Origin of the sequence: Weizmannia sp. FSL K6-0777, from assembly GCF_038593185.1 — a bacterium.
GTDB classification, from domain to species: Bacteria; Bacillota; Bacilli; order Bacillales; family Bacillaceae_C; genus Weizmannia; species Weizmannia faecalis.
Window position 1 is genome coordinate 3,104,490 of the sequence record NZ_CP151971.1, and the last position, 22,842, is coordinate 3,127,331.

The 22,842-nt window shown below is 47.2% G+C and carries 20 protein-coding genes and 1 riboswitch; of the genes, 3 read left to right on the forward strand and 17 right to left on the reverse strand.

All coding sequences use genetic code 11. The features are described 5' to 3' along the window. Positions 1-18: 18 nt before the first annotated feature. From iolB to NST70_RS14910, 5 genes are all read right to left on the reverse strand, one after another. Positions 19-837 carry a 5-deoxy-glucuronate isomerase gene (gene iolB / locus NST70_RS14890; RefSeq protein ID WP_168985650.1) on the reverse strand — a complete coding sequence of 273 codons (819 nt, stop codon included), beginning with the start codon at positions 835-837 and terminating at the stop codon, positions 19-21. Between the two features lie 75 nt (positions 838-912). Beyond that, positions 913-2,388, reverse strand: a complete 1,476-nt coding sequence (locus NST70_RS14895; protein WP_168985651.1) for a CoA-acylating methylmalonate-semialdehyde dehydrogenase — start codon at positions 2,386-2,388, stop codon at positions 913-915. A 312-nt stretch (positions 2,389-2,700) separates the two neighbouring features. Then, the gene (locus tag NST70_RS14900; protein WP_168985652.1) at positions 2,701-4,077 is read right to left on the reverse strand and encodes a LysM peptidoglycan-binding domain-containing protein; all 1,377 of its coding nucleotides are present in this window, start codon (positions 4,075-4,077) and stop codon (positions 2,701-2,703) included. Between the two features lie 217 nt (positions 4,078-4,294). After that, positions 4,295-4,510 carry a hypothetical protein gene (locus tag NST70_RS14905; protein ID WP_168985653.1) on the reverse strand — a complete coding sequence of 72 codons (216 nt, stop codon included), beginning with the start codon at positions 4,508-4,510 and terminating at the stop codon, positions 4,295-4,297. A gap of 398 nt (positions 4,511-4,908) precedes the next feature. Continuing rightward, the gene (locus NST70_RS14910) at positions 4,909-5,571 is read right to left on the reverse strand and encodes a tellurium resistance protein TerC (protein ID WP_168985654.1); all 663 of its coding nucleotides are present in this window, start codon (positions 5,569-5,571) and stop codon (positions 4,909-4,911) included. Between the two features lie 342 nt (positions 5,572-5,913). Between NST70_RS14910 and NST70_RS14915 the strand changes: the two genes are divergently transcribed. Beyond that, the gene (locus NST70_RS14915) at positions 5,914-6,828 is read left to right on the forward strand and encodes an AEC family transporter (RefSeq protein WP_168985655.1); all 915 of its coding nucleotides are present in this window, start codon (positions 5,914-5,916) and stop codon (positions 6,826-6,828) included. A gap of 125 nt (positions 6,829-6,953) precedes the next feature. Here the strand turns inward: NST70_RS14915 and NST70_RS14920 are convergent, their stop codons facing one another. Next, positions 6,954-8,498, reverse strand: a complete 1,545-nt coding sequence (locus NST70_RS14920) for a bifunctional GNAT family N-acetyltransferase/carbon-nitrogen hydrolase family protein (protein ID WP_152598481.1) — start codon at positions 8,496-8,498, stop codon at positions 6,954-6,956. Positions 8,499-8,639: 141 nt separating this feature from the next. Further along, positions 8,640-8,746: riboswitch (SAM riboswitch) on the forward strand. Positions 8,747-8,862: 116 nt separating this feature from the next. On the opposite strand from NST70_RS14920, the gene NST70_RS14925 reads away from it, so the two are divergent. Continuing rightward, positions 8,863-9,042 carry a YezD family protein gene (locus tag NST70_RS14925; protein ID WP_017553067.1) on the forward strand — a complete coding sequence of 60 codons (180 nt, stop codon included), beginning with the start codon at positions 8,863-8,865 and terminating at the stop codon, positions 9,040-9,042. 88 nt (positions 9,043-9,130) lie between these two features. Here NST70_RS14925 and ssuE read toward each other — a convergent pair whose 3' ends face one another. The 5 genes from ssuE to NST70_RS14950 are packed head-to-tail and all read right to left on the reverse strand — an operon-like array spanning position 9,131 to position 13,372. Continuing rightward, positions 9,131-9,670: an NADPH-dependent FMN reductase gene (gene ssuE / locus NST70_RS14930; RefSeq protein ID WP_035189345.1), complete on the reverse strand. Its 540-nt coding sequence runs from the start codon at positions 9,668-9,670 to the stop codon at positions 9,131-9,133. A 20-nt stretch (positions 9,671-9,690) separates the two neighbouring features. Beyond that, positions 9,691-10,446, reverse strand: coding sequence for an ATP-binding cassette domain-containing protein (locus tag NST70_RS14935; protein ID WP_342475407.1), 756 nt, complete (start codon positions 10,444-10,446; stop codon positions 9,691-9,693). A 14-nt stretch (positions 10,447-10,460) separates the two neighbouring features. Then, positions 10,461-11,219: an aliphatic sulfonate ABC transporter permease SsuC gene (gene ssuC, locus NST70_RS14940; protein ID WP_342475408.1), complete on the reverse strand. Its 759-nt coding sequence runs from the start codon at positions 11,217-11,219 to the stop codon at positions 10,461-10,463. Positions 11,220-11,232: 13 nt separating this feature from the next. Then, positions 11,233-12,366, reverse strand: coding sequence for an FMNH2-dependent alkanesulfonate monooxygenase (gene ssuD / locus NST70_RS14945; protein WP_342475409.1), 1,134 nt, complete (start codon positions 12,364-12,366; stop codon positions 11,233-11,235). 19 nt (positions 12,367-12,385) lie between these two features. Further along, the gene (locus NST70_RS14950) at positions 12,386-13,372 is read right to left on the reverse strand and encodes a sulfonate ABC transporter substrate-binding protein (protein ID WP_342475410.1); all 987 of its coding nucleotides are present in this window, start codon (positions 13,370-13,372) and stop codon (positions 12,386-12,388) included. A 423-nt stretch (positions 13,373-13,795) separates the two neighbouring features. On the opposite strand from NST70_RS14950, the gene guaC reads away from it, so the two are divergent. After that, complete coding sequence (guaC, locus tag NST70_RS14955) at positions 13,796-14,779, forward strand: GMP reductase (RefSeq protein WP_061574654.1); 984 nt, start codon at positions 13,796-13,798, stop codon at positions 14,777-14,779. 253 nt (positions 14,780-15,032) lie between these two features. Here guaC and metE read toward each other — a convergent pair whose 3' ends face one another. From metE to NST70_RS14985, 6 genes are all read right to left on the reverse strand, one after another. Then, the gene (metE, locus tag NST70_RS14960; RefSeq protein WP_061087299.1) at positions 15,033-17,330 is read right to left on the reverse strand and encodes a 5-methyltetrahydropteroyltriglutamate--homocysteine S-methyltransferase; all 2,298 of its coding nucleotides are present in this window, start codon (positions 17,328-17,330) and stop codon (positions 15,033-15,035) included. A gap of 329 nt (positions 17,331-17,659) precedes the next feature. Beyond that, positions 17,660-18,052 carry a cytidine deaminase gene (locus NST70_RS14965; protein WP_017552288.1) on the reverse strand — a complete coding sequence of 131 codons (393 nt, stop codon included), beginning with the start codon at positions 18,050-18,052 and terminating at the stop codon, positions 17,660-17,662. A 70-nt stretch (positions 18,053-18,122) separates the two neighbouring features. Then, positions 18,123-18,770 (reverse strand): deoxyribose-phosphate aldolase, encoded by a 648-nt coding sequence (gene deoC / locus NST70_RS14970; protein ID WP_014096979.1) that lies wholly within the window; start codon positions 18,768-18,770, stop codon positions 18,123-18,125. 26 nt (positions 18,771-18,796) lie between these two features. Further along, positions 18,797-20,098, reverse strand: coding sequence for a pyrimidine-nucleoside phosphorylase (locus tag NST70_RS14975; RefSeq protein ID WP_342475411.1), 1,302 nt, complete (start codon positions 20,096-20,098; stop codon positions 18,797-18,799). 18 nt (positions 20,099-20,116) lie between these two features. Continuing rightward, positions 20,117-21,310 carry a phosphopentomutase gene (locus NST70_RS14980; protein ID WP_017554393.1) on the reverse strand — a complete coding sequence of 398 codons (1,194 nt, stop codon included), beginning with the start codon at positions 21,308-21,310 and terminating at the stop codon, positions 20,117-20,119. Positions 21,311-21,763: 453 nt separating this feature from the next. Further along, on the reverse strand, positions 21,764-22,717 hold the full coding sequence (locus tag NST70_RS14985; RefSeq protein ID WP_342475412.1) for a sugar-binding transcriptional regulator: 954 nt from the start codon (positions 22,715-22,717) through the stop codon (positions 21,764-21,766). Positions 22,718-22,842 lie beyond the last annotated feature (125 nt).

Below are 22,842 nucleotides of genomic sequence, written 5' to 3' on the forward strand. Positions count from 1 at the left end.
TACAACACCCCCGTTGTTTTACTTCCGTTCCAGGATCCATTCATGGGCCGGTTCGTTATAAAATTTCCATAAGCGTTTTGGCCCTGCCATAATATTAAAATAGTAGGATTCGTAACCGTCCGGAACCGCAACAGGATGGTAGCCGGCCGGAACGAGAACGACATCGCCATTTTCTACTGCCATCGTTTCATCAAGGGAACGGTCATCTGTATAGACGCGTTGGAAGACAAAGCCTTGTTTCGGATTGATTTCGTGATAATAGGTCTCTTCCAGAAAAGATTCATCCGGCAAGTTATCCTGGTCATGCTTATGCGGCGGATAACTGGACCAGTTTGCACTTTCTGTATAGACTTCTACTAGCAGCAAGCTGTTTGCAGACGGGTCCGAATCAGACAGAATATTATGGACCAATCTTTTGTTGTTGTACTTGCCGCGGTGTTCGACACTGTTTTCTTCCGCTTTTATCAGCCTCGTTGGCCGCTGTTTTTCGGATGGCGCATAGCAGAGAATGATACGCGCCTTTGTTGCTGCTTCAATCCTAAAAGACTTATCGTTTGATACATAAACACTGTCTGTTGGCCTCTTTTCGAAAACGCTTTCTCTTGTGCCAATGTTTTCAAATCTTTCCCCGCCAGCGTCAACATTGATTTTTCCGGTGAGGCCGACAATACCGCATTCCCACTTTCCTAAATTTTCCTCGTAGCGGGCCCCAGGTTCTAACTCTAAAACTTTCATTCCGACATATTCCAGCGGTGAATTTTCGCTTGTCACCTCATGAATGATGTTTACTCCCGGTGAAATTTCTACTGCATCCGGTTTCCGTAACAATTTGCTCACTTTTAAACCATCCCCCAACCATCATCTTTGGGAACGATTACAAAGGCCGCAGCCCAGCGTAATCGTTCCATTCGCTTATTCAAATGTAGGTGCCTTGTAATTTGCCGTCACGACTTTCTTGCGCGTATAAAAATCGACACTGTCTTTTCCGTTTGCATGCAAGGTGCCGTAGAAAGAGGATTTCCATCCGGAGAACGGGAAAAATGCGATTGGCGCCGGTACGCCTAAATTGATCCCCAACATGCCTGCATCGATATTTTCACGGAAATAACGGATCGCCGAAGCATTGGATGTATAAATGCAGGCGCCGTTTGCAAACTCGGACTTATTCGCAGTTTCAACCGCTTCTTTTAAATTTTTTACACGGATAACGGATAGTACAGGCGCAAAAATTTCATCTTTCCAAATGGACATTTCGGTTGTGGCGTTGTCAAAAATGGTCGGGCCAACAAAATAGCCCCTATCCGGCACATTTTCACGCCCATCCAATACCAATGTTGCCCCTTCTTCAATGCCTTTTTGGATATAGCCCAACGTACGGACGTGGTTTTGTTCCCTGATGACCGGCCCGAGGAAGACATCTTCATCCAGCCCGTTCCCAATTTTGATTTCCTTTGCCTTTTTCACTAATTTTTCCAGAAACGCATCTGCAACCCCTTCTTCAACTGTCACAACCGAGCATGCCATGCAACGCTCACCCGCAGAACCAAACGCTGATGCAATAACATTTGTTGCAGCATGTTCCAAGTCTGCATCATTCAATACAATGGAATGGTTTTTTGCGCCGGTCAGGCATTGGACCCTTTTTAAATTTTGGCTTGCCCGTTTGTACACATACTCTCCAACCGGCTGGGACCCGACGAACGAAATGGCTTTCACTGCCGGATTTTCGCATAACCCGTTTACAACATCATGTGCGCCGTGGACAATATTGAATACGCCTTTAGGCAGTCCGGCTTCTTCCAGCAGTTCTGCTAACTTTTGGGCTAATAGCGGGGTTCTTTCTGACGGCTTTAAAACAAATGTATTGCCAACCGCAATAGCAACCGGGAACATCCAGCACGGCACCATCATTGGAAAGTTAAACGGCGTAATCCCGCCGACAACCCCAATCGGATATCTGTAATTTGTCACTTCAACATCTGTTGCGATCGTCGTCAAGGAATCACCCATCATTAAAGTCGGGGCACCGCATGCAAATTCCACATTTTCGATCCCGCGGCCAACTTCCCCCAGCGCTTCCGTGAGATTTTTGCCGTTTTCAACAGTAATAATTCTCGCAAGTTCATTCTTGTTCTCTTGCAATAATTGATGGAAATGAAATAGAATCCGGGCGCGTTTTTGCACCGGAACATTTTTCCAGGTTTGAAATGCTTTTGCCGCTGCCCGGACAGCTTCGTCCACTTCTTCTTTTGTAGAAATCGGAACGCGTGCAATGATTTCTTCAGTTGCCGGATTGTATACAGCTTCAAATTGTGACGTTTTGCTTTCAACCCATTCACCGTTTATATAATTCTTTAGTTTTTCCACACTTACCGTTACTCCTGACATCTCCATCCTCCTCGTTTATAAAGCAAATATGATTTCACTCTATTAAAACCACGGCGGCACAGCACGATAACCATTTGACATGCCGTATTTCCTTTATCATGTTTTGGTTATCTTTTGGTTATATTGATTACATCTTAATACCAAAAACGCTTTCAGTCAACCCTTTTATGCGAAAAATGAGTAATTTTTATTGGGAAAAGCATGGTAGGGGAGCATTTTAAAATGGGTTGTGTTAGATTTGAACAGAACCTGTAAAACGGGAGAATAAAAAAGGGTATGAAAAAAGCCGGCATGCCGCCGGCTTTTTTTATCTTAATAGAGTCTCCTGATGCTGTTGAAATGGGAGTTCCAGTAAGGGTTGCTTAAGCTTTTGATCGAGACGCTCTTGTCCGAATCAGAGATAAACTGGTTGTTTCCGAGATAGATACCGACGTCCGAGATTCCGGATTTGTAGGTATTTTCAAAGAAAATGAGATCTCCAGGCTGCGGGCTGCTTACCCTGTAGGAGTTGCTGTAGAATCCTGCTGCATCCAGACGGCCAATGGATTTGCCGGCCTCGTTAAGTACATAGTAAACAAAGCCGCTGCAGTCAAATCCGGATGGCGTGGTTCCGCCGAAACGGTACGGTGCGCCGATATATTTTTGTGCAACTTGTGCCACTGCAGAGCCGCTGTAAGAGCCTGAATTTGAACTTGATACAACGTTTTTGGAAACGGACCTTGAGCCGCTTGCTTGTGAGCTGCTTGTGCTTGCCGAGCTGGATGAACTGCTTCCATTTGAGCTGCTCCCGGCGTTAGACGAACTGCTTGCAGTACCGGACGATTGATTAGATTGTGAGCTGCCCGCTTGTGAACTGCTTTGCGTGCTGGTTGAACCATTTGCAGTTGTGCTGCCCGAATTGTTGGACGAACTGCTTGCCGTGCTGGACGAACCGCTTGTCTGTGAACTTGCGCTTGTGCTACCTGCACCATTTGAGCTGCTTGCTGTGCCAGACGATTGATTGGATTGCGAGCTGCTTACAGCACTGGATGGGCCGTCCACTTTTAAAGCACTTCCGGCAACAATCCAATCAGAGCTTAAATGGTTCCATTCTTTCAATTGGGAGACGGTCACGCCGAATTTTTGCGCAACGCCGGAAAGCGTGTCCCCTGATACAATTTTATATGTGCCGTTTGGCGCTGTGCTTCTTTGCGCCGCAGCACTTTTGGCGGTGTTATTTGCAGCGCTGCTGTTGGCAGTGCTGTTGTTGGCGTTACGATTCGCAGTACTGTTGGCAGTACTGTTGGCAGTACTATTGGCAGTACTGCTGGTTGTAGCGGAAGAACTGTTAATTTTCAGGATATCTCCGGCATAAATTAAATCAGAGTTTAAATGGTTCCACTCTTTCAATTGGGATACTTTAACGCCGTATTTTTTTGCAATGGCGGAAAGCGTGTCCCCTGATACAATTTTATATTTTTTTGGTGTATTAGACGGCACCTTAAATTTCTGATTCGGATAAATAATATCGCCTGTCAAATGGTTATCACTTTTAATTTGGGAAACCGTTGTATGGTATTGTTGGGAAATCTTCCACAACGAATCTCCTTTTTTGACCGTGTATGTAGCTGCTTCCGTTGATGCAGAACCTACAATTAAAGACGCTAATGTCATGCCGGCGGTAACAGACAATACTTTTTTTCGAGTCAAGATCGAAAACCTCCTGGATGTTTAAAAAAATTTTCATTGGCTATATATAAAGGGTCATGGTTTGTTTCACTCACAAACCCTATTTTAAAAAAATTCACCCCCACTTTCAATCATTCTATGAAAACGTAATTCAACTGTAATCTCATAGAAAATTTACCATTTTAGGAATATAGTTGTGATAAAACCAATTTATATAGGAAAAAAGTTGTGTTTCTATTTAATCCGCAAAAAAATCCCTCGCTTTGGCAGCGAGGAGGCATTGTTTCAGAAGCCCGATGTATAGGGACTGTTCACCCCTGCCTTCCTTAAAAATAATCGGCAGCCCCTCTTTTACGTGGATCCCGGGGGATGTCGTCGGGTGAATAAAATATTTTTTGTCCCATTCCTTCAATTCATCCACCATCACTTCAGTGGAAGGCAAGTTTTCAGCCATTCTGATTGCCCCTTTAAATGAACTTTCTGATTTGTATAAATTCATATTAGCTTGTTTTGATCCGTAACGCATTAGCCAAAATGTCAAATCATTGAGCGGAATTCTTTGCATTTTTTAAAATTGTTATTATTCCGAATGAACTTCCCATCTCTGTAAGGAAGGCTGTCTCCGCAACGAAACAAACCCCCCCCGGTTCGTGAGCGGAATCTTTCACACGAACTAGGGGGGCTTTTCATTGCTATATGACACTCTAAGACCGGCTTTCGGGACTCCAATCCAGTATATCGCTGCGAACGCGCCGAGCTGTTCCCTTGCCGGAAGCGGGCTGTTTTTAAACTGTGCTGCCGGCCCGGACGTTCGCGCATCCTGGCAGCCGGCTCTTCTTTCGGCGAATCTGGTCAGGCCCTGTTTCTTGCCTTTATCATGAACCCGGCTAATATCAAAAAGATGGCGGCATCCAGCGCAATGAAGTTGATCCATTCGTTTAATTGAAATCCCCAAACTTTTTCCAACAGGCTCACAGGGTATTTCATGACCGGATCTTTAAAGATGCCGGTGACCGCAACATGTGCAATCAGACCGCCGGCAACAATCTGCACCAATGAAATTTTATCCAGTATTTCAGAAAAGAACTCGAAGAAAGCGAGTACAGTCGTTAAGCTTAAGGCCATGCCAGCCATCGTGTACAGCAAATTGGCGGAAATGCCGGACGTGATCAAAACACTGTCCATACAGACGAGAAAATCAGCCGCAAGCACAATTAACAGCATTTTGGCGGCCGGGATGCTTGGAACGGGCCTTGCCTCGGAATCAGGCTGGATGGAACTTACAAAACGGAAAGCAATATAGAGGAGAATCATCCCTGCCAAGACGCGGAATCCCGGAATCCCTGTTAAATACTGAATCATCGCAACATAAATTGTACGGCTGGCTGTCAGACATACAACGATATAAAAAAACAGACGCTTTGGCTCATAGCCGTATTTCCGGACCACGGTTGTAATAATAAGAAGATTATCCAGATCACTAATCAGGTTGAGCAAGTAAATTTTTAAAATCACAAAAACACGTCACCCCTGCCTTTGCCAATCCATTTCGGGAACGGAAAAACAGCATCGCACGCCGATCCCTCTATTAATATATTTGGACAAAAGCAAAAACAGACGCAGCAAAAATTTTTCCGAATGAAAAAGGAATGCCGTTTTCATGGAAAAGATTTACCAGGTGGCTGACTTCATTTTCAAATAGGATCAAATCATTTTTTATGCCTTATTTTGAACTGTGATAAAAAAGAACTAACCTGTTATCTGAATAACCAGGACAGAGTTGCCAAAAATTTTCCTTGCCGTTTCTTTCTCATTGTTTTTTAATGAAATTAGATCAAAAAGAAAGCTGGGAAAAATGTGGGTGTTGTGTTGACGAAAGCCGCTTCGTTTATTTTGATCATTGTGCTCGGTTACATTTTGAAGCGGATTGGATTTTTTAAGCCGGATGATTTTCAGCTGGTTTCCCGCATGGTTTTAAACATTACATTGCCATGCGCCGTGATTACAAATTTTGAAAAACTCTCCCTTGAAACTTCGCTGCTGATGCTTGTTGCAATCGGCGTCTTTTGCAATCTAGTGATGATTGCAACCGGCTATATCGTTTCCTGGCGCCGTACCCATATGGAAAAAGCCTTTAACATGATCAATTATTCTGGTTATAATATTGGCTGTTTTACGCTCCCCTATGTACAAAATTTCCTGGGGCCCGTTGGTGTAGTGGCAACCTGCCTGTTCGATGCCGGCAATTCGGTTTTATGCACGGGCGGCACATATTCGATTGCTTCCGCCGTTGCCAACAACGAAAGAACAAATGCGGCATCTTACCTAAAAAAAATGTTTTCATCCATCCCGATGGATACCTATCTGATCATGCTTGCGCTGTCGCTTTTGCATATTACATTGCCGGCAGGCGTGACCACATTTACCGGAATCGTCGGACAGGCAAACGGCTTTCTGGCCATGCTGATGATCGGGATCGGTTTTGAACTCCGGCTTGAAAAAAGCCAGGTTGCGGGCATCTTAAAAGCCGTTATCATCCGTTACGGAATGGCCATCCTGTTTGCAGCATTCTTTTATTTCCTGCTGCCGCTGCCGCTTGAAGTTCGGCTCGTGCTCGTGATTATCGCGTTTGCGCCGATTTCCGCCGTCTGCACGGCATTTACCCAGAAATGCGGCGGCAATGTCGCCATGTCCAGCACGTTTAACTCGTTGTCCATTTTGATCAGCATTGTGTTGATGACCAGCCTGATGGTCGTGCTGAAGATCGCCTGAATCATGAAAAACCGCTTAGAGCTTCCATCCTCTAAGCGGTTTTTTGATGCGGTATCCGGTTTTTCCGAGCAGCCGTTCAGGCACTTGGCGGCTGCCCGGCCGGTCTTGCGTCCAGTCCGTCATGCTCAGGCCTTGGTGTTGATCTTAATCTGATACAAATCCCTTCTCCGGTCGGCCAGTTGCCGGACGGAGCCGCTGTTGCGGTTGCGGCGCAGCTTCTCAAGATCGACATCGCCGACAACGACGGTATCGACATTGGGATCGCATTCCCCGACAATGCCATCGCGGGCAAAACCGAAATCGGAGGGAGAAAAGATCCCGGACTGGGCATACTGGATATCCATGTTTTCCACGTGGGTCAGGTTGCCGACTGTTCCCGCAATACAGGTGTACACCTGGTTTTCAATGGCCCGCGCCTGTGCACAGTAGCGGACGCGCAAATAGGCCTGGCGGTCGTCCGTGCAAAACGGGACAAAAATAATGTTCGCACCGTGGTCGACAGCGACACGGGCCAGCTCCGGAAACTCGATATCATAGCAAATCAGAATCGCAATTTTCCCGCAATCCGTATCAAATACATTGAGTTCGTTTCCTTCCGCGATCCCCCACCATTTCCGCTCATTTGGCGTAATATGGAGTTTGGTCTGCCTCTCAATCGTCCCATCGCGCCGGAACAAAAAAGCGACATTGTAAATGCCCCCGTCTTCTTCCACAAAATGGGACCCGCCGATAATGTTGACATTGTAGCGTACGGCAAGCTCTGTAAACAGTTCAATATATTGGTCTGTGTACCCGGAAAGCCGGCGCACTGCCTGGTCAGGGCGTTTTTCTTCCAGGTAGGACATCAACTGTGTGGTGAAAATTTCCGGAAAAACGGCGAAATCAGAACCGAAATCCGCGGCCACATCGACATAATATTCTACCTGTCTGACAAAATCATCGAAGGAATCAATTTTTTTCATCATATATTGGATCGCTGTAATCCTGACCGGGAACGAAGCATGATAGACACGGCGGGACTTCGGCAAATAATCGACGTTATGCCATTCCATAAGCGTTGCAAATGAAGCGGATGCTGTATCATCCGGCAAATACTGCCTGTTGATCCGCATAATCTGGAACCCTTCAAGCAGCTGGAAGGACAGAACCGGGTCATAAATATTGTGCATCTCGACTTCTTCCACGTATTCGCGCGGGGTCATTTTGTCTTTATATTTGCTGTAATTCGGAATCCGGCCGCCAATGATGATGCTTTGAAGGTTCATTTTCCGGCAAAGCTCTTTCCGTGCCTCATACAAACGGTGCCCGAACTTCATGCGCCGGTATTCCGGGTCGATCATCACTTCAATGCCGTACAGGTTGAGCCCGTGCGGATTATGGTTGGTAATGTAGCCGTTCGCAGTGATCGTATCCCATGTATGCTGGTCTTCGTATTCATCGAAATTGACAATTAAGCTGGAGCAGGAACCGACGATTTTCCCTTCGTATTCCACGCAAAACTGCCCTTCCGGAAAAATCCGGATATGGCTTTCCAGCTGCTCGTGTTTCCACGGCTCCATCCCCGGAAAACATTTTTTCGACAATGCCATAATATCATCAATGTCTTCAAAGCGGATGTTCCGCACCTCGATTTTCTTCTCAAACTTGGATACATCTGTCTCTGGCACAATCTCACACCCTTAACACACTTTTTCTATTATCATACCCTATCCGAATCGGTTTTGCCCGAAAAGCAGCTGAAATGCCGAAAATATAAGTTGACAAATCGGAATAATATTATTTATCATAGTTTTAACAAATTATTTCTATACAGCTTATCAAGAGAGGGGGAGGGACTGGCCCGAGGAAACCTCAGCAACAGATTCTTTTTGGGAATACTGTGCTAATTCCAGCAAGCGCCAAGCTTGGAAGATAAGTTAAGGAGCCTCGCCCTCTTCTTAACTTTTCTTGAAGGGGGCCTTTCTTTTTTGGATCATCCGCATGGCCGGCCGGACCACCACGCACACACGAAATTTATTTTGGGGGGTATGAAAAATGGCTCATATTGATGAAACGAAAGTAGCCCGCATTATGGAATCATTGCAAAAACTGGAGTTTGGAACAGTGGTCATTTCGATCCATGAAGGAAACATCACACAGATCGAAACAACCGAGAAAGTCCGGTTTGCACTGGAAAAGAAAAAAGCGGCACTTCCCAAACAAAAGATGGGATGACGGGCGCCGGCATTCCGGTTATCTCTTTTCCCGTTGTTCGTGCTACACGAATGCCGGCATTTGGATATCGTCCAAATGCCGGATTTGTTTAAGAGTACAGCGGTATGGAAATTTGCGGAAATGCTGTTTTTAAAGCAGCATTCAGGCGGCCAGCCGCTTGCCGGTCGAGTTCATAAAACCCATCCTTTTTTTTCACTTGTTGGTCGAGAATGAACACCCCTTTTTCAATGCAAGTTGTCCCGAGCGAAGCCAAGACCGGTTTCAGGGCGTAATCGAGCGCGAGCAAGTGGCCGAATGTGCCGCCCATGGCGAGCGGCAGCACCTGTTTGCCGGATAAGCCATTTTGCGGCAAAAGATCCAGAAACGTCTTGAGCAGTCCGGAATAAGACGCTTTATAGACCGGTGTCAAAATGATTATCGTATCGCCTTCTTCCACTTTTCTTAATGCCCCGGTGATGGGCGGGCTTTGCCGGGCATGCATTAAATCGCCGGCCGGAAGTTCCCGGATATTGATGAGCTCCGGTTCGTACCCGTGCCCCCTTAACCCGGCCCTGATATAATCACGGATCCCATTTAATCTCGTATACGCAGAAGGGCTCCCGTTCAGCAGTACTATTTTTTCCGCCATATGAATCCCCCATTTCTTCCTTAATTTTTCATTGCATGCAAAACCGGGTGGCCGCTCCCTAAAATGCGGTTTAAAATATGATTGGCCGTTGCTGCAAAGAGGGCGTGGTCCCTTTTCCGCGGATAAGGGAGTTTTACCGGGCAGTCCATCCCAATTTCCCCTTCTTCGATTAACACTACCCGATCGGCAAGGGCGACTGCTTCTTCCACGTCATGTGTCACCAATATGGCCGTAAAATGTTTTTCAAGCCAAAGCGACTGGATCAGCGCATGCATTTCAATCCGGGTTAATGCATCGAGCGCCCCAAGCGGTTCATCGAGGAGAAGGATGTCCGGCTCATGGATTAATGCCCTCGCCAGTGCCACCCTTTGTTTCTGGCCGCCGGATAAAGACGAAGGCCAATCATTTGCACGCCCTTCCAGCCCGACTTTTCCAAGCATTTCAAGTGCCTTGTTCTTCCAGTCGCCCGCAAGGCCAAGCCCGACATTTTGAAGCACGGTTTTCCATGGGAGCAGGCGGCCGTCCTGAAACATCATTTTTGCCGATCCGTTTCTGCCGGATAAAGGCGCCCCGTTTATAAGGATTTTTCCGCCGCTTGCCGCTTCAAGTCCTGAAAGCAGCCTGAGAAGCGTACTTTTGCCGCATCCGCTCCTCCCAACAATCGCAACAAATTCCCCTTTTCTTATTTTTAAATGAAGATGGCGCAGGATGCGATGGCTGCCGAATGATTTCTCCAGCCCCTCAATCTCTACAGCAAACGCCTTTTCTTTCGGCATCGTTTCCTCCTCCTTTATTTTTGATATGACGGGTGCCACTTTAACAATCGTTGTTCTGCGATTTTTGCCAGCCAGTCGGACAGTTTTCCAAGAAGGGCATATAAGACAATACTCAAAACGACAACATCAAGCTGCATGAACTCGCGGGCGTTCATGGCCATATAGCCAATGCCGGAGTTGGATGCAATCGTTTCGGCCACAATCAAGGTTATCCATGTGACCCCGAGCGCATAGCGCACACCGACTAAGATGGAAGGAAGCGCCCCCGGCAGGATCATATGCCAAAAAAGTGCCGTCCCTTTCAGCCCGTAAACTTCTCCCATTTCGATTAGCGCTCTGTCCACCGAGCGGATGCCATGGAACGTATTTAAATAGATTGGAAAAAAGGTGCCGAGCGCAACGAGAAACAGCTTCGCTTCTTCCCCGATCCCGAACCATAAAATGACAATCGGAATTAGGGCAAGGTGGGGAACGTTTCGGATCATTTGCACGGTACTGTCGAGCAGGCTTTCCGCTTTTGTGGACAGCCCGGTAAACAACCCGAGTCCAAATCCGATTCCGCCGCCAACCAAAAATCCGATCAGTGCCCGTTTTGTGCTTGCGCCGATATAATCGAAAAGCTGTCCGGATTGTGTGAGACCCCAAGCCGCTTTTACAACGGCAACAGGGCTTGGGAGCACATTGGGTGGCAAGATGCCAGCAGAACTTGCAAGCTGCCAGGCAAACAGCAGGCAAACCGGCACCACCCACGGCATGACGCGTTTTTTTAACATCAGATCGGCCTCCTTACTTTAATACTTTCGGCAGTGCATCGTTCGCCACAATCTCGCCGAACGGGCTGATGACATTGGAAACGGGGGCATCAGGCTGTTCAAGCGGAAGGTATGGGAACAACAGCTCAGCCGTCCGGTACGCTTCTTCAAGATGCGGATAACCGGATAAAATGAACGTTTCAATGCCAAGCTCTGCATATTCCTTCATTCTTTCTGCGACAATTTCCGGGCTCCCTACAAGCGCCGTTCCCGCCCCGCCGCGCACGAGCCCAACGCCGGCCCAAAGGTTCGGGCTAATTTCAAGATTGTCCCGGCTGCCGTTGTGAAGAGATGTCATCCGTTGCTGGCCGACCGAGTCAAACCGTGAAAAAATCTTTTGGGACGCATGGATGAGTTCATCATCAACATACCGGATCAAGTCATTGGCTGCATCCCATGCCTCGTCTTCTGTTTCCCTCACAATGACATGGAGCCGAATCCCGAAACGCACTGTCCTTCCTTGTGCTGACGCCAGTTTTTTGACATGATCGATTTTTTCCTTTACTTTTTCCGGCGGCTCGCCCCAGGTCAAATAGACATCGACATGTTTTGCCGCCACTTCCTGCCCGATTTCTGACGACCCGCCGAAATAAAGTGGCGGATAAGGCTGCTGCACCGTTGGGTAAAGCAGTTTGCTCCCTTTTACGTTTAAATATTTGCCTGTAAAATCCGCTTCCCTGTTTTCGAGCAAGTTCCGCCAGATGGTCAGAAATTCATCGGTCAGTTCATAACGTTCGCGGTGGCTGAGGTGGAGACCGTCCCCGGCCAGTTCAACCGGATCTCCCCCTGTGACAACATTGATGAGCAGCCGGCCTTCAGAAAACCGGTCAAATGTTGCGGCCATTCTCGCTGCCTGCGATGGAGACATGATCCCGGGCCGGACCGCAACGAGAAACTTCATTTTTGAAGTAACCGGAATCAGGCTCGAGGCCGTCACCCATGCATCTTCGCAAGATCTTCCGGTTGGGAGCAAAGCCCCAGTGTAGCCGAGCTGGTCGACCGCTTGTGCCACTTGCTTTAAATAATGATAAGTGACGGCCCGCCCGCCGGTTGTTACCCCTAGGTAGCGCGAATCGCCATGCGTCGGTATAAACCAGAATACTTTCATGTATCATTTCCCCTTTCATTTAGTCGGATAAAAAGGCTTCTTTCACTTTGATTGGTTTCGGAATTAACTTCAGTTTGTAAAATTCATTTGCGATTTGCTGCTGGCCCTTAATCGTTTGCGCTGTGATTTTTTCAACGCCAAACTGTTTGCGGCTGAGCGCCAGTTCCAATGATTTTTTATCCATTCCAATCTGCGGCGCCAGGAATTCAGCCGCCTGCTTTGGATTTTTCTCCACCCATAGGTCTGTTTTCTCAAGTTGTTTAAAAATCACTTGGAGAACGTCCGCATGGTTTTGTGCAAACGGCTTTGCTGCCAGGAAGAATTCCCGGTTCGCGACAAGGCTGGTGCCGTCCACTATGGTGCGGGCTTTCGTTGCCAGCTGTGCATCAGCCAAAAACGGATCCCAGATCACCCATGCATCGACATCCCCTTTTTCAAATGCAGTGCGCGCATCGGCGGGCGCCAGAAAAACCGGATGGATGCTGCTGTAGGAAATGCCGGCTTTCTCCAATGCCCGTACAAGCAAATAATGGACATTCGACCCTTTGTTCAACGCGATTTTCTTGCCTTTTAAATCTTTGAGGCTATGAATGTTGGAATTTTTCGGGACAATGATGGCTTCCCCTTTTGGATTGCTGGCCGAATTGGCAAAATATACGAGCGGCGCCCCTGCTGCCTGGGCAAAAATGGGCGGCGCTTCCCCCGTATGGCCAAAGTCTAGACTCCCCGCATTGAGTGCTTCCAAAAGCTGCGGGCCGCCGGGAAATTCCGTCCATTTTACGGAATATCCGAGCGGTTTCAGTGCTTTTTCAAGTGTTCCTTTCGCTTTTAAAATGTTTAAGGTTCCGAATTTCTGATAGCCAATCCGGACCACTTTACCGCCTTTTTCGCCCGATTTTGCCGCTGCTGTATCCTTTTTCCCACTGCTGCATCCGCTGATGAGTAAAAAAATGGCGGTGATCAGCAGCAAATGGACCGACACCAGCCGCTTTCGTTTCTTTAACATTTTCCTCTCCCCTTTCTTGTTTTATAGCATTATGTAGGAGGTACACATGAGCACCGCCTCCTTTCCTATCATTCCGATTTATTTAGTGGGTATAAAGCCGCAAAAAAGGCCCCTCATCTTTTAAATAAAGTGAGGAGCCTTCGGTTGACCGGCCGGCTTCAAAATATTTCAATTGTCTTTCCACATCTGTACCCGTCAGATGTGGTTTCCCGTTTGAAAGGTTAAATTCATTTTAATTCCACTATTCCGACGTGTCAAGTATTATTATATTTTTTTAGGATTCGTGCTGGCCACCGGCATCGGGGTGGATGGTGCACTTTCATGAAAACCTTTGACAATTGTAAAAAAATCAGGTAAAGTACCAATGTACGAACGTTTATTGAGTTATATTCAAATAATATTCGTTTTTAGGGGTGTAAAACCATGGATACAGTGTTTGATTATGAAGATATTCAGCTGATTCCGGAAAAATGCATTGTAAACAGCCGGTCGGAATGTGATACGAGTGTGGAATTGGGCGGGCGGAAATTCAAGTTGCCTGTTGTGCCGGCTAATATGCAAACAATTATAGATGAAAAAATCGCAGTCTACCTTGCGGAAAACGGATATTTTTACATTATGCACCGTTTTCAGCCGGAAAAGCGGCTTTCGTTTGTAAAGGAGATGAAGGAACGCGGGCTTTATGCTTCTATCAGCACAGGCGTCAAGCCGGAAGAATATGCGTTTATCGAAGAGCTGGCTACAAGAAACCTGGAGCCGGAGTATATAACAATTGACATTGCACATGGCCATTCGAATGCCGTGATTGATATGATCCATCACATCAAAAAGCATTTGCCGGAAACCTTTGTCATTGCCGGAAATGTCGGCACGCCCGAAGCTGTCCGGGAACTGGAACATGCCGGGGCAGACGCCACAAAAGTCGGGATCGGGCCGGGGAAAGTATGCATTACAAAAATTAAAACCGGGTTCGGAACAGGGGGCTGGCAACTGGCGGCATTGCGCTGGTGTGCAAAGGCGGCAAGCAAGCCGATTATTGCGGACGGCGGGATCCGCACGCACGGCGATATCGCCAAATCGGTCCGGTTCGGGGCGACAATGGTAATGATCGGCTCCCTTTTCGCCGGGCACGAAGAATCCCCGGGTGAAACGGTTGAAATGGACGGAAAACTTTACAAAGAGTATTTCGGTTCGGCATCGGAGTTTCAAAAAGGGGAACGCAAAAACGTCGAAGGAAAAAAAATGTACGTGGAATACAGGGGCCCGCTTCAGGATACGCTGAAAGAAATGGAAGAGGACTTACAATCTGCCATTTCCTATGCCGGCGGCAACAAACTGGCGGACATCCGGAAAGTGGACTATGTCATCGTGAAAAGCTCCATTTTTAACGGGGACCGGGTATATTAACGCCCGCCACAGTTGAACCCATCATATGAATGTCATAAGGGACTCTTTTTGTGCAAACCTCAAATTCCTTCATTATAGGATTGCTTGCTAGCTCGTTTCAGAGAGACAAAAATTGGGTGCGGCACAAATATTCGGCTTCGGCAGTTAATGGCCACAAATATCGCCATTCCCGGGGGCATTATAAAGGCACGGTTTCCTCACGAAGGCGTTAAAAAAGGATATGAGCCCGATTGAAGCCCATATCCTTTCGCTTTTACTTGAGCTGTAAATGTTTTTCCCTGACTTCTTTCGTCGCTTGGACAAGATTTTTAAGCGCAGGAATCGTTTCTTCCGGTTTTCTTGTTTTCAGGCCGCAGTCAGGATTGATCCAGAATAATTTAGGGTCAATCACGCGAAGCGCACGTTCAATGCTCGTCTTGATTTCCTCGACACTTGGTATTCTGGGGCTGTGAATGTCATAGACACCGAGGCCGATCCCTTTGTCATACTCATGGTCTTCAAAGGTGGAAATGATTTCCCCATGGCTTCTGGCAGCCTCAATTGAAATCACATCAGCATCCAATTGATCGATGGCATCAATGATTTCATCAAATTCTGAATAACACATATGCGTATGAATTTGTGTGCTATGATCCACATAGCTGGTTGCCAAGCGGAAAGCATAAACAGCATCATGAAGATACTTTCCTTTTTTCTCCTCTTTTAATGGTAACCCTTCGCGAATCGCGGGTTCATCTACTTGAATCATCCGAATATCATTTTCCTCAAGGGCATGAATTTCTTTTTTCAAGGCAAGCGCAATCTGTTTGAAGACATCAAATTGACTGATATCATTTCGAACGAATGACCAATTGTAAATCGTAACAGGGCCGGTGAGCATGCCTTTGACCGGTCGTGTTGTCAGACTTTGGGCATAGGTGCTTTCTTTTACGGTCATTGGAGCCTCCAGATCAACATCGCCAAAAATAATCGGCGGCTTGACACATCTGGAACCATATGATTGAACCCAGGCAAAACGGGTAAAAGCGAAGCCGCGAAGTTTTTCACCAAAATATTCGACCATGTCATTCCGCTCAAATTCGCCATGGACGAGCACATCGATGTCCAAGTCTTCCTGAATTTTAATCCATTTTGCGATATTTTGCTGAATGAATTGTTCATATTGGCTTTCCGTCCATTCGCCCTTGCGCCATTTTTGTCTTGCTGAACGAATCTCTTTGGTTTGCGGCAGACTGCCAATTGTTGTCGTCGGCAGAAGCGGCAGTTTCCACTTCTTTTCTTGAATCGCTTGCCGCTCAGAAAATGGCAACGGCCGTTTTGGCATGTCATCCCCAAGCGATTGAATTTCTTTTTTAACTGAATCAATGTTTCGATGCGATGAGTGATTTAATGCCTGTATCGCTTCTTTGCTTTCTTTTATTTCTTCAAGGATGGCATCGCGCCCTTCATTCACGCCTTTTACAAGTGCCACGACTTCTTTCAGTTTTTCATCCGCAAAACTGATCGCATTTTTTAAAACTGGCTCCAGTTCGCTTTCTTGGCGGACCGTGACGGGAACATGCTGTAAACTGCAGGATGGCTGAATCCAAAGCCGTTCCTGATCCACAAAATGGAGGAGATCATTTACTTGTTGTAACGCTTCATCAAGATCGGTGCGCCAAATATTCCGGCCATCCACCACTCCCGCAGCAAGTACTTTATCTTCCGGGAATCCGTATTTTTCAAGTGATGCAAGATTAGCACCGTCATCATATACAAAATCAAGACCAATCCCTTGGACAGGGAGAGCTGCCACGTCCTGATAATGATCAACAGATTCAAAGTACGTTTGAAGTAAAAGATTTAAATTGGGAACAGCTTGATGAAAAGCTTCGTATGTTTCTTTGAAGTAGCCAAGCTCTTTCTTGTCAAGCGTTGTGGAAAGAATGGGTTCATCGACTTGAACCCATGTCGCTCCCGCTGTTTGAAGATCGGTAAAGACTTCAATATAAAGCGGGATAAGGGCGCGCAAAAGATTCGGAAAGTCCTTCTTTTCAAACCCCTTTGATAGTTTTAACAAGGTAACAGGGCCCACAATAACCGGCTTTCCATCGATATTCAGCTCTTTCTTCGCTTCAAGATAAAGATTGAGCAAACGATTTTCAGTAATATAAGGGGTAGTGCCGGCGTTTATTTCCGGGACGATGTAATGGTAATTGGTATTAAACCATTTTGTCATCTCGGAAGCGACCGCATTAGAATTGCCGCGGGCTATACTAAAATATGTATCTAAGCTGACAGCGCCGTTTGTATGGTGAAACCGTTCAGGGATCAGGCCGAAAAGAACAGCAGTATCCAGAATGTGATCATATAAGCTAAAATCACCGATTGGAATCAGATCGATACCGCTATTTTTTTGCTTTTCCAAATAACTTAAGCGCAATTCCTTTACCCGTTTTAAAAACGCTTCTTCAGAAAGCGTTTTTGCCCAAAATTGCTCGAGCGCCTTTTTCCATTCCCTTTTTTCTCCGATTCTGGGGTAACCTAAGTTGGAACTTTTTACTTTTGACACATCGTTCTCCTCCTTGTTCGTGACCCTGTATAAGGGGTTCCGCTGCGAAGTTATGGAAAAATACCGAAGTTATGAAAAATACTGAAGTTATGTTTCTTATTGTATACAGGCTGGTGCCTGAATGCAAGGAAAAATTGGATTCGGTGAATACGTCGGGGGATTATTTTCGAGGGGAAATCGTTCGAAATGCCATCTTAAACGGTAAAACCGTACGAATTATCTTTATGCATTCCAAATAGGCGCGGGAATCCGCTGCATATAAGCGCATGCTGGTCCCGCATATCGCCGCACAAAAACAGGCAGCAAGAATTTTGCTGCCTGTTTTCGGCTTACATATCATCTTTGGAAAACGCGCCGGGGAGGAGTTCTCCGACGGTGGTTAGCCGCCTGTCGCCTTTTGTGTTGACAAGCAGGACCGGCATATCTTTCTCGCAAAATTCGCTCATCACTTGGCGGCATGCCCCGCATGGCACAATGGGTTCATCCGTATCTCCGGCGATGACCATGTATTGAAATTCCCTTTCCCCTTCAGATACCGCTTTAAAAATAGCCGTTCTTTCCGCACAGTTGGATAATCCGTATGATGCATTTTCAATATTGCATCCTAAATATTCCTTCCCGCTTTTTGTAACAAGACAGGAGCCAACCTCAAAGTGGGAATAAGGAACATAGGCGGCTTTACGAATTTCAATGGCATCTTTGACCCATTTTTCAACATCCATGTCTCGCACTCCCTTTCTTATTCGCTTACAATTTGCACCGATCCAGCTCTTTGAACGAGCGAATCCCCGATTACGATTCGCTCACAATTTTTACGCCGGAGCTGGCCCCGATTCTTGTTGCGCCGGCTTCAATCATGGCTTCCGCTTCTGCTTTTGTATGGATTCCGCCTGAAGCCTTGACACCGGCTTTGTCCCCGACTGTTTGCCGCATCAGTTTTACATCCTCTATCGTGGCGCCGCCTGTTGAAAATCCGGTTGACGTTTTTACGAAATGGGCGCCTGCCTTGACAGCCAGTCTGCAAGCCAGTTCTTTCTCTTCGTTTGTCAATAAGCAGGTCTCGATAATGACTTTGACCAATTTTCCTTGTGCCGCTTCCACGACCGCACGGATATCCGCCTCAACGGCTTCTATATCTCCGCTTTTTAATGCACCGATATTGATGACCATATCAATTTCATCCGCGCCGTCCTCGATTGCTTTTTTCGTTTCAAAGGCTTTTGTCTCGGACGTTGTGGCGCCAAGCGGGAAGCCAATGACGGTGCAGACTTTCACGCCTGTTCCAGCCAGCTCTTTGGCAGCCAATTTTACCCAGTAAGGATGAATGCAGACAGATGCAAAATGATATTGTGCAGCTTCTGCTGTTAAATTTAAAATGTCTTTTTCGGTTGCTTCTGGTTTTAATAAGGTATGATCAATATACGCTGCAAGGTTCGTCATAAAATTTCCCCTTTCAATAGGATCGATTATTCTGTAATGATTTTATGAATCAGTTTCGGTTCCTCACCGTGATCGGAGATGGTGATATTGTCGTATATTTTTTCTTTTACTTCTTCGACTGCTTCCCGGTTTGCATAAATCGTGGCGAGCGGTTCTCCGGCTTCTACCCGATCCCCGACTTTTTTCCGCAAAACGATTCCTACTGCAAAATCAATTTTATCTTCTTTCGTGGCGCGTCCTGCCCCCAGCATCATTGCCGCAACCCCGATCTGGTCTGCAACCATTTTGGAAACGTACCCGGAAGTTTTTGCCGGGAGATCGATCGCATATTTCGCTTGCGGCAGTTTTTCCGGATGGTCAATCACAGAAGGATCCCCGCCCTGGTTGGCGACAAATTTTTTAAACTTCTCAAGACCGGCGCCGTTTGCGATGGCTTCCTTCAGCATGTTCCTTGCTTCTTCCAATGTCGTTGCTTTTCCGGCAAGCACCACCATCTGGCTGCCGAGCGCAAGCACCAGTTCCGTCAAATCATCAGGGCCTTCTCCTTTTAATGTATCGATGGCTTCTTTTACCTCGAGGGCATTGCCGATGGCGTATCCGAGCGGCTCGGACATATCGGAAATTACGGCCATGGTTTTGCGGCCGACATGGTTGCCGATCCGGACCATTGTTTCAGCGAGGCGGATAGCATCTTCTTCTTTTTTCATAAAAGCGCCGGCGCCTGTTGTGACATCTAAAACAATGGCGTCTGCACCCGCAGCAATTTTTTTGCTCATGATTGAACTTGCAATCAGCGGGATGGAGTCCACCGTCGCAGTGACATCCCTGAGGGCGTACAGCTTTTTATCAGCGGGGGCCAGGTCGGCGGTTTGTCCGATAACCGCGACTTTTTCCCGGTTCACCAAATCAATAAACTGGTCTGTCGTAATTTCAACATGAAACCCTTGAATGGATTCCAGCTTGTCAATGGTACCGCCGGTGTGCCCCAAGCCCCGGCCCGACATTTTTGCTACCGGGACGCCGAGTGCTGCGACAAGGGGGGCCAGGACAAGCGTTGTTGTGTCACCGACACCGCCGGTTGAATGTTTGTCCACTTTGATGCCGTGGATGGCGGACAGATCAAGCGTCTCCCCGGAATGGACCATCGCCATGGTCAGATCCGCGATTTCACGGTCTGACATATCCTGGAAGTAGATGGCCATAGCCAGGGCGCTTGCCTGATAATCAGGAATGGTGCCTTCTGTATACCCCTTCACAAAAAAGTTGATTTCTTCTGTTGCCAGTTCTCCGCCGTTCCGTTTTTTTTCAATAATATCGATCATCCGCATGGCTCGTCACCTTTCTTTTCAGCGTAGTTCGTTCAAAAAGCTGGTCCCGATTTTGGGCGCACGGACACCGAAGTTCTCTGCGACCGTTGCGCCGAGATCGGCAAACGTCTGCCTTACAGGAAGGGCGCGGCCTTCTTTAAAACGCGGAGAGTAGACAAGCAGCGGCACGAATTCCCGTGTATGGTCCGTTCCTTTAAACGCCGGATCGTTTCCGTGGTCAGCTGTAATAATCAGTAAATCTTCTTCCGACAGTTCCGGCAGCACTTCATCCAGCCGTTTGTCAAACGCTTCAATCGCTTGTCCGTAACGGATCGGATCACGGCGGTGGCCGTATTTCGCGTCAAAGTCGACAAGGTTTGTAAAACAGAGGCCGTGGAACGGTTTTTTCAGTTCGTCCACTAATTTATCCATGCCGTCCATATTGCTTTCCGTGTGGAATCCTTTTGTAATCCCGTGACCGCTGAATATGTCGTTGATTTTGCCGATGGCGATGGAATCCAGCCCGCTGTCTTTGATAAAATCCATCACAGTTTCTTCCGTTGGTTCCAGTGTAAAATCTTTCCGGTTGGATGTTCTTGTAAAATTATCGGCGGACGTTCCGACATATGGCCTTGCAATGACGCGCCCGATCCGGTAAGGCTCATCAATCGTCAGCCCCCGCGCATATTCGCAGATTTTGTACAATTCTTCAAGCGGGATGATTTCTTCATGGGCCGCAATCTGGAGAACAGAATCCCCGGAAGTATACACAATCAGCTCCCCTGTCTCCATTTGTCTTTCACCGAACTGCTTAATGATTTCCGTGCCGCTTGCCGGTTTGTTCCAAAGCACTTTGCGGCCGCTGAAATCCTCGATTTTTTTTATCAATTCATCCGGGAAACCTTCCGGAAACGTGTGCAGCGGGCTTGTGACAGGAAGGCCCATCATTTCCCAGTGGCCGTCCATACTGTCTTTCCCTGCAGAAATTTCCTGCATTTTGGTAAAGAAAGCTTTCGGATGCTCCTGAACCGGCACCCCAACGAGCGGATTTTCTGGACGGATATTGGACAATCCCATCGCTGCCATATTCGGGACGTTGAGCCCGTTCATTTTTTCGGCAATATGGCCGAGTGTGTCGCACCCTTCATCGCCGTACTTTTCTGCATCGGGCGCTTCTCCAATTCCGACCGAATCCAGTACAATAATCGATACTCTTTTAAATTTTTCTGCCATCATTGTTCTCTCCTTTATGCCAAAACATGGTTTGAAAACTCACTTGCCTCATTTGCTGGTACTGCTCAGGCACCCCGTTGTGAAAACAGAATGACAGCCACATTGAAAGGTTTACCTGAAAAAACGGTTGGCCGGCAGGCAGCAAGGAAGACCCGGAAAACGCGGTAAATATTTTTACCTGCTGTAATCGCTTCCTTTCGCCCCCATCATAGCCCTCTGTTTTTTCTTTGTCAATATCTGGGACACAGCGATATTGGGGGCGCCTGTTTTTTCGCGCGTGGCGTCCATTCAGGATTGGCTTTATTGCAAGCCGGCAATCCGGAAAATCCAGCCAATCAGCACACCCGTTTTCCGCGGACCTTTTATCCCGGCATTTGTATTGCGCTATGTTGCTTGGCTATCACAATGCAGGAAACCGCATGCCTGTTTTCTTCTTTTATCGGAACCCCTACTTTATCCCTGTTCCATGCCCAGCAATTGTTTAGCGGTATGTTGATCGGTAATCAATACATTTGCATAGCCGGCTGTAAGTGCCGTATGGGCAGGAAGGACTTTCCGCCTGCCGCCCGCAATGAGGATGGACCATTCTTTTTTGCGCAGTTCCGCAAGTTCAATGCTCACCGTCCGCCTGTCAATCGACGTGTCGCATATCTTTCCGTTTCGGTCTATAAACCGTGAGCACACATCCCCGACCGCTTTTTCCATCAGTTTTTCTTTTTCTGCTTCGGTAAAATAACCGAGCTTAAACAGCAAGGCCTCTTCATCTGCAGCCCCGACCGTAAAAATGGCTGCCTGGGCTTCCCTGCCTTTCTCTATAATTTTTTGGATGGATTGATCTTGCATGACGATTTCCATGGCTTCCGCCTTTTCAAACAACAGCGGCAACGGAAAATAGACAGGGAGCGTCTGCAGGGCATTGCCGAAAAGCATTAACGTTTCCCATGCGTACGTGTTTACATGCGAGAAACTCGTCCCGCCTTTTAACTGTACCACTTCTGCCCCTTTGACATGCATTTTCGGAAGTTTTGCCGCGACCTCATAGACGGTCGATCCCCAGCTGATGCCGATGCTCATGCCGTTTCGGATCAACCCGCTTAAATACTCGGCCGCCCGGATGCTCACATAATGCAGAATGGTTGCCGGATCTGATGCAGGTGAAAACGCGACACACGCCTCTTTCAGGCGGTATTTTTCGGCCAGCTGCTGCTCGAGTTGCTGCAAATCCACGAAAGGGTCCGCAATTTTAATTTGCACATATCCTTTTTCTCTCGCGTATTGCAGCAATCTGGAAACCGTCGGGCGTGATATTTTCAAATGTTCAGATATCTCCTGCTGGCTGTAGTTCAATTGATAATAGAGCTCTGCCACTTCAATGCTTAACTTGCTTTTCTCCATTTCTTTCTTCATCAGGTTCCCCTCCCCGGCCTGACACGAAAATGGCGCTTTGTGTAAAATTTTTTGGAAAATCGTGCAGCGCGGCAGCACGGCTTGGCATGCAAACATGCAGCAGCTCTTTCTGCCTTTATTTTAAC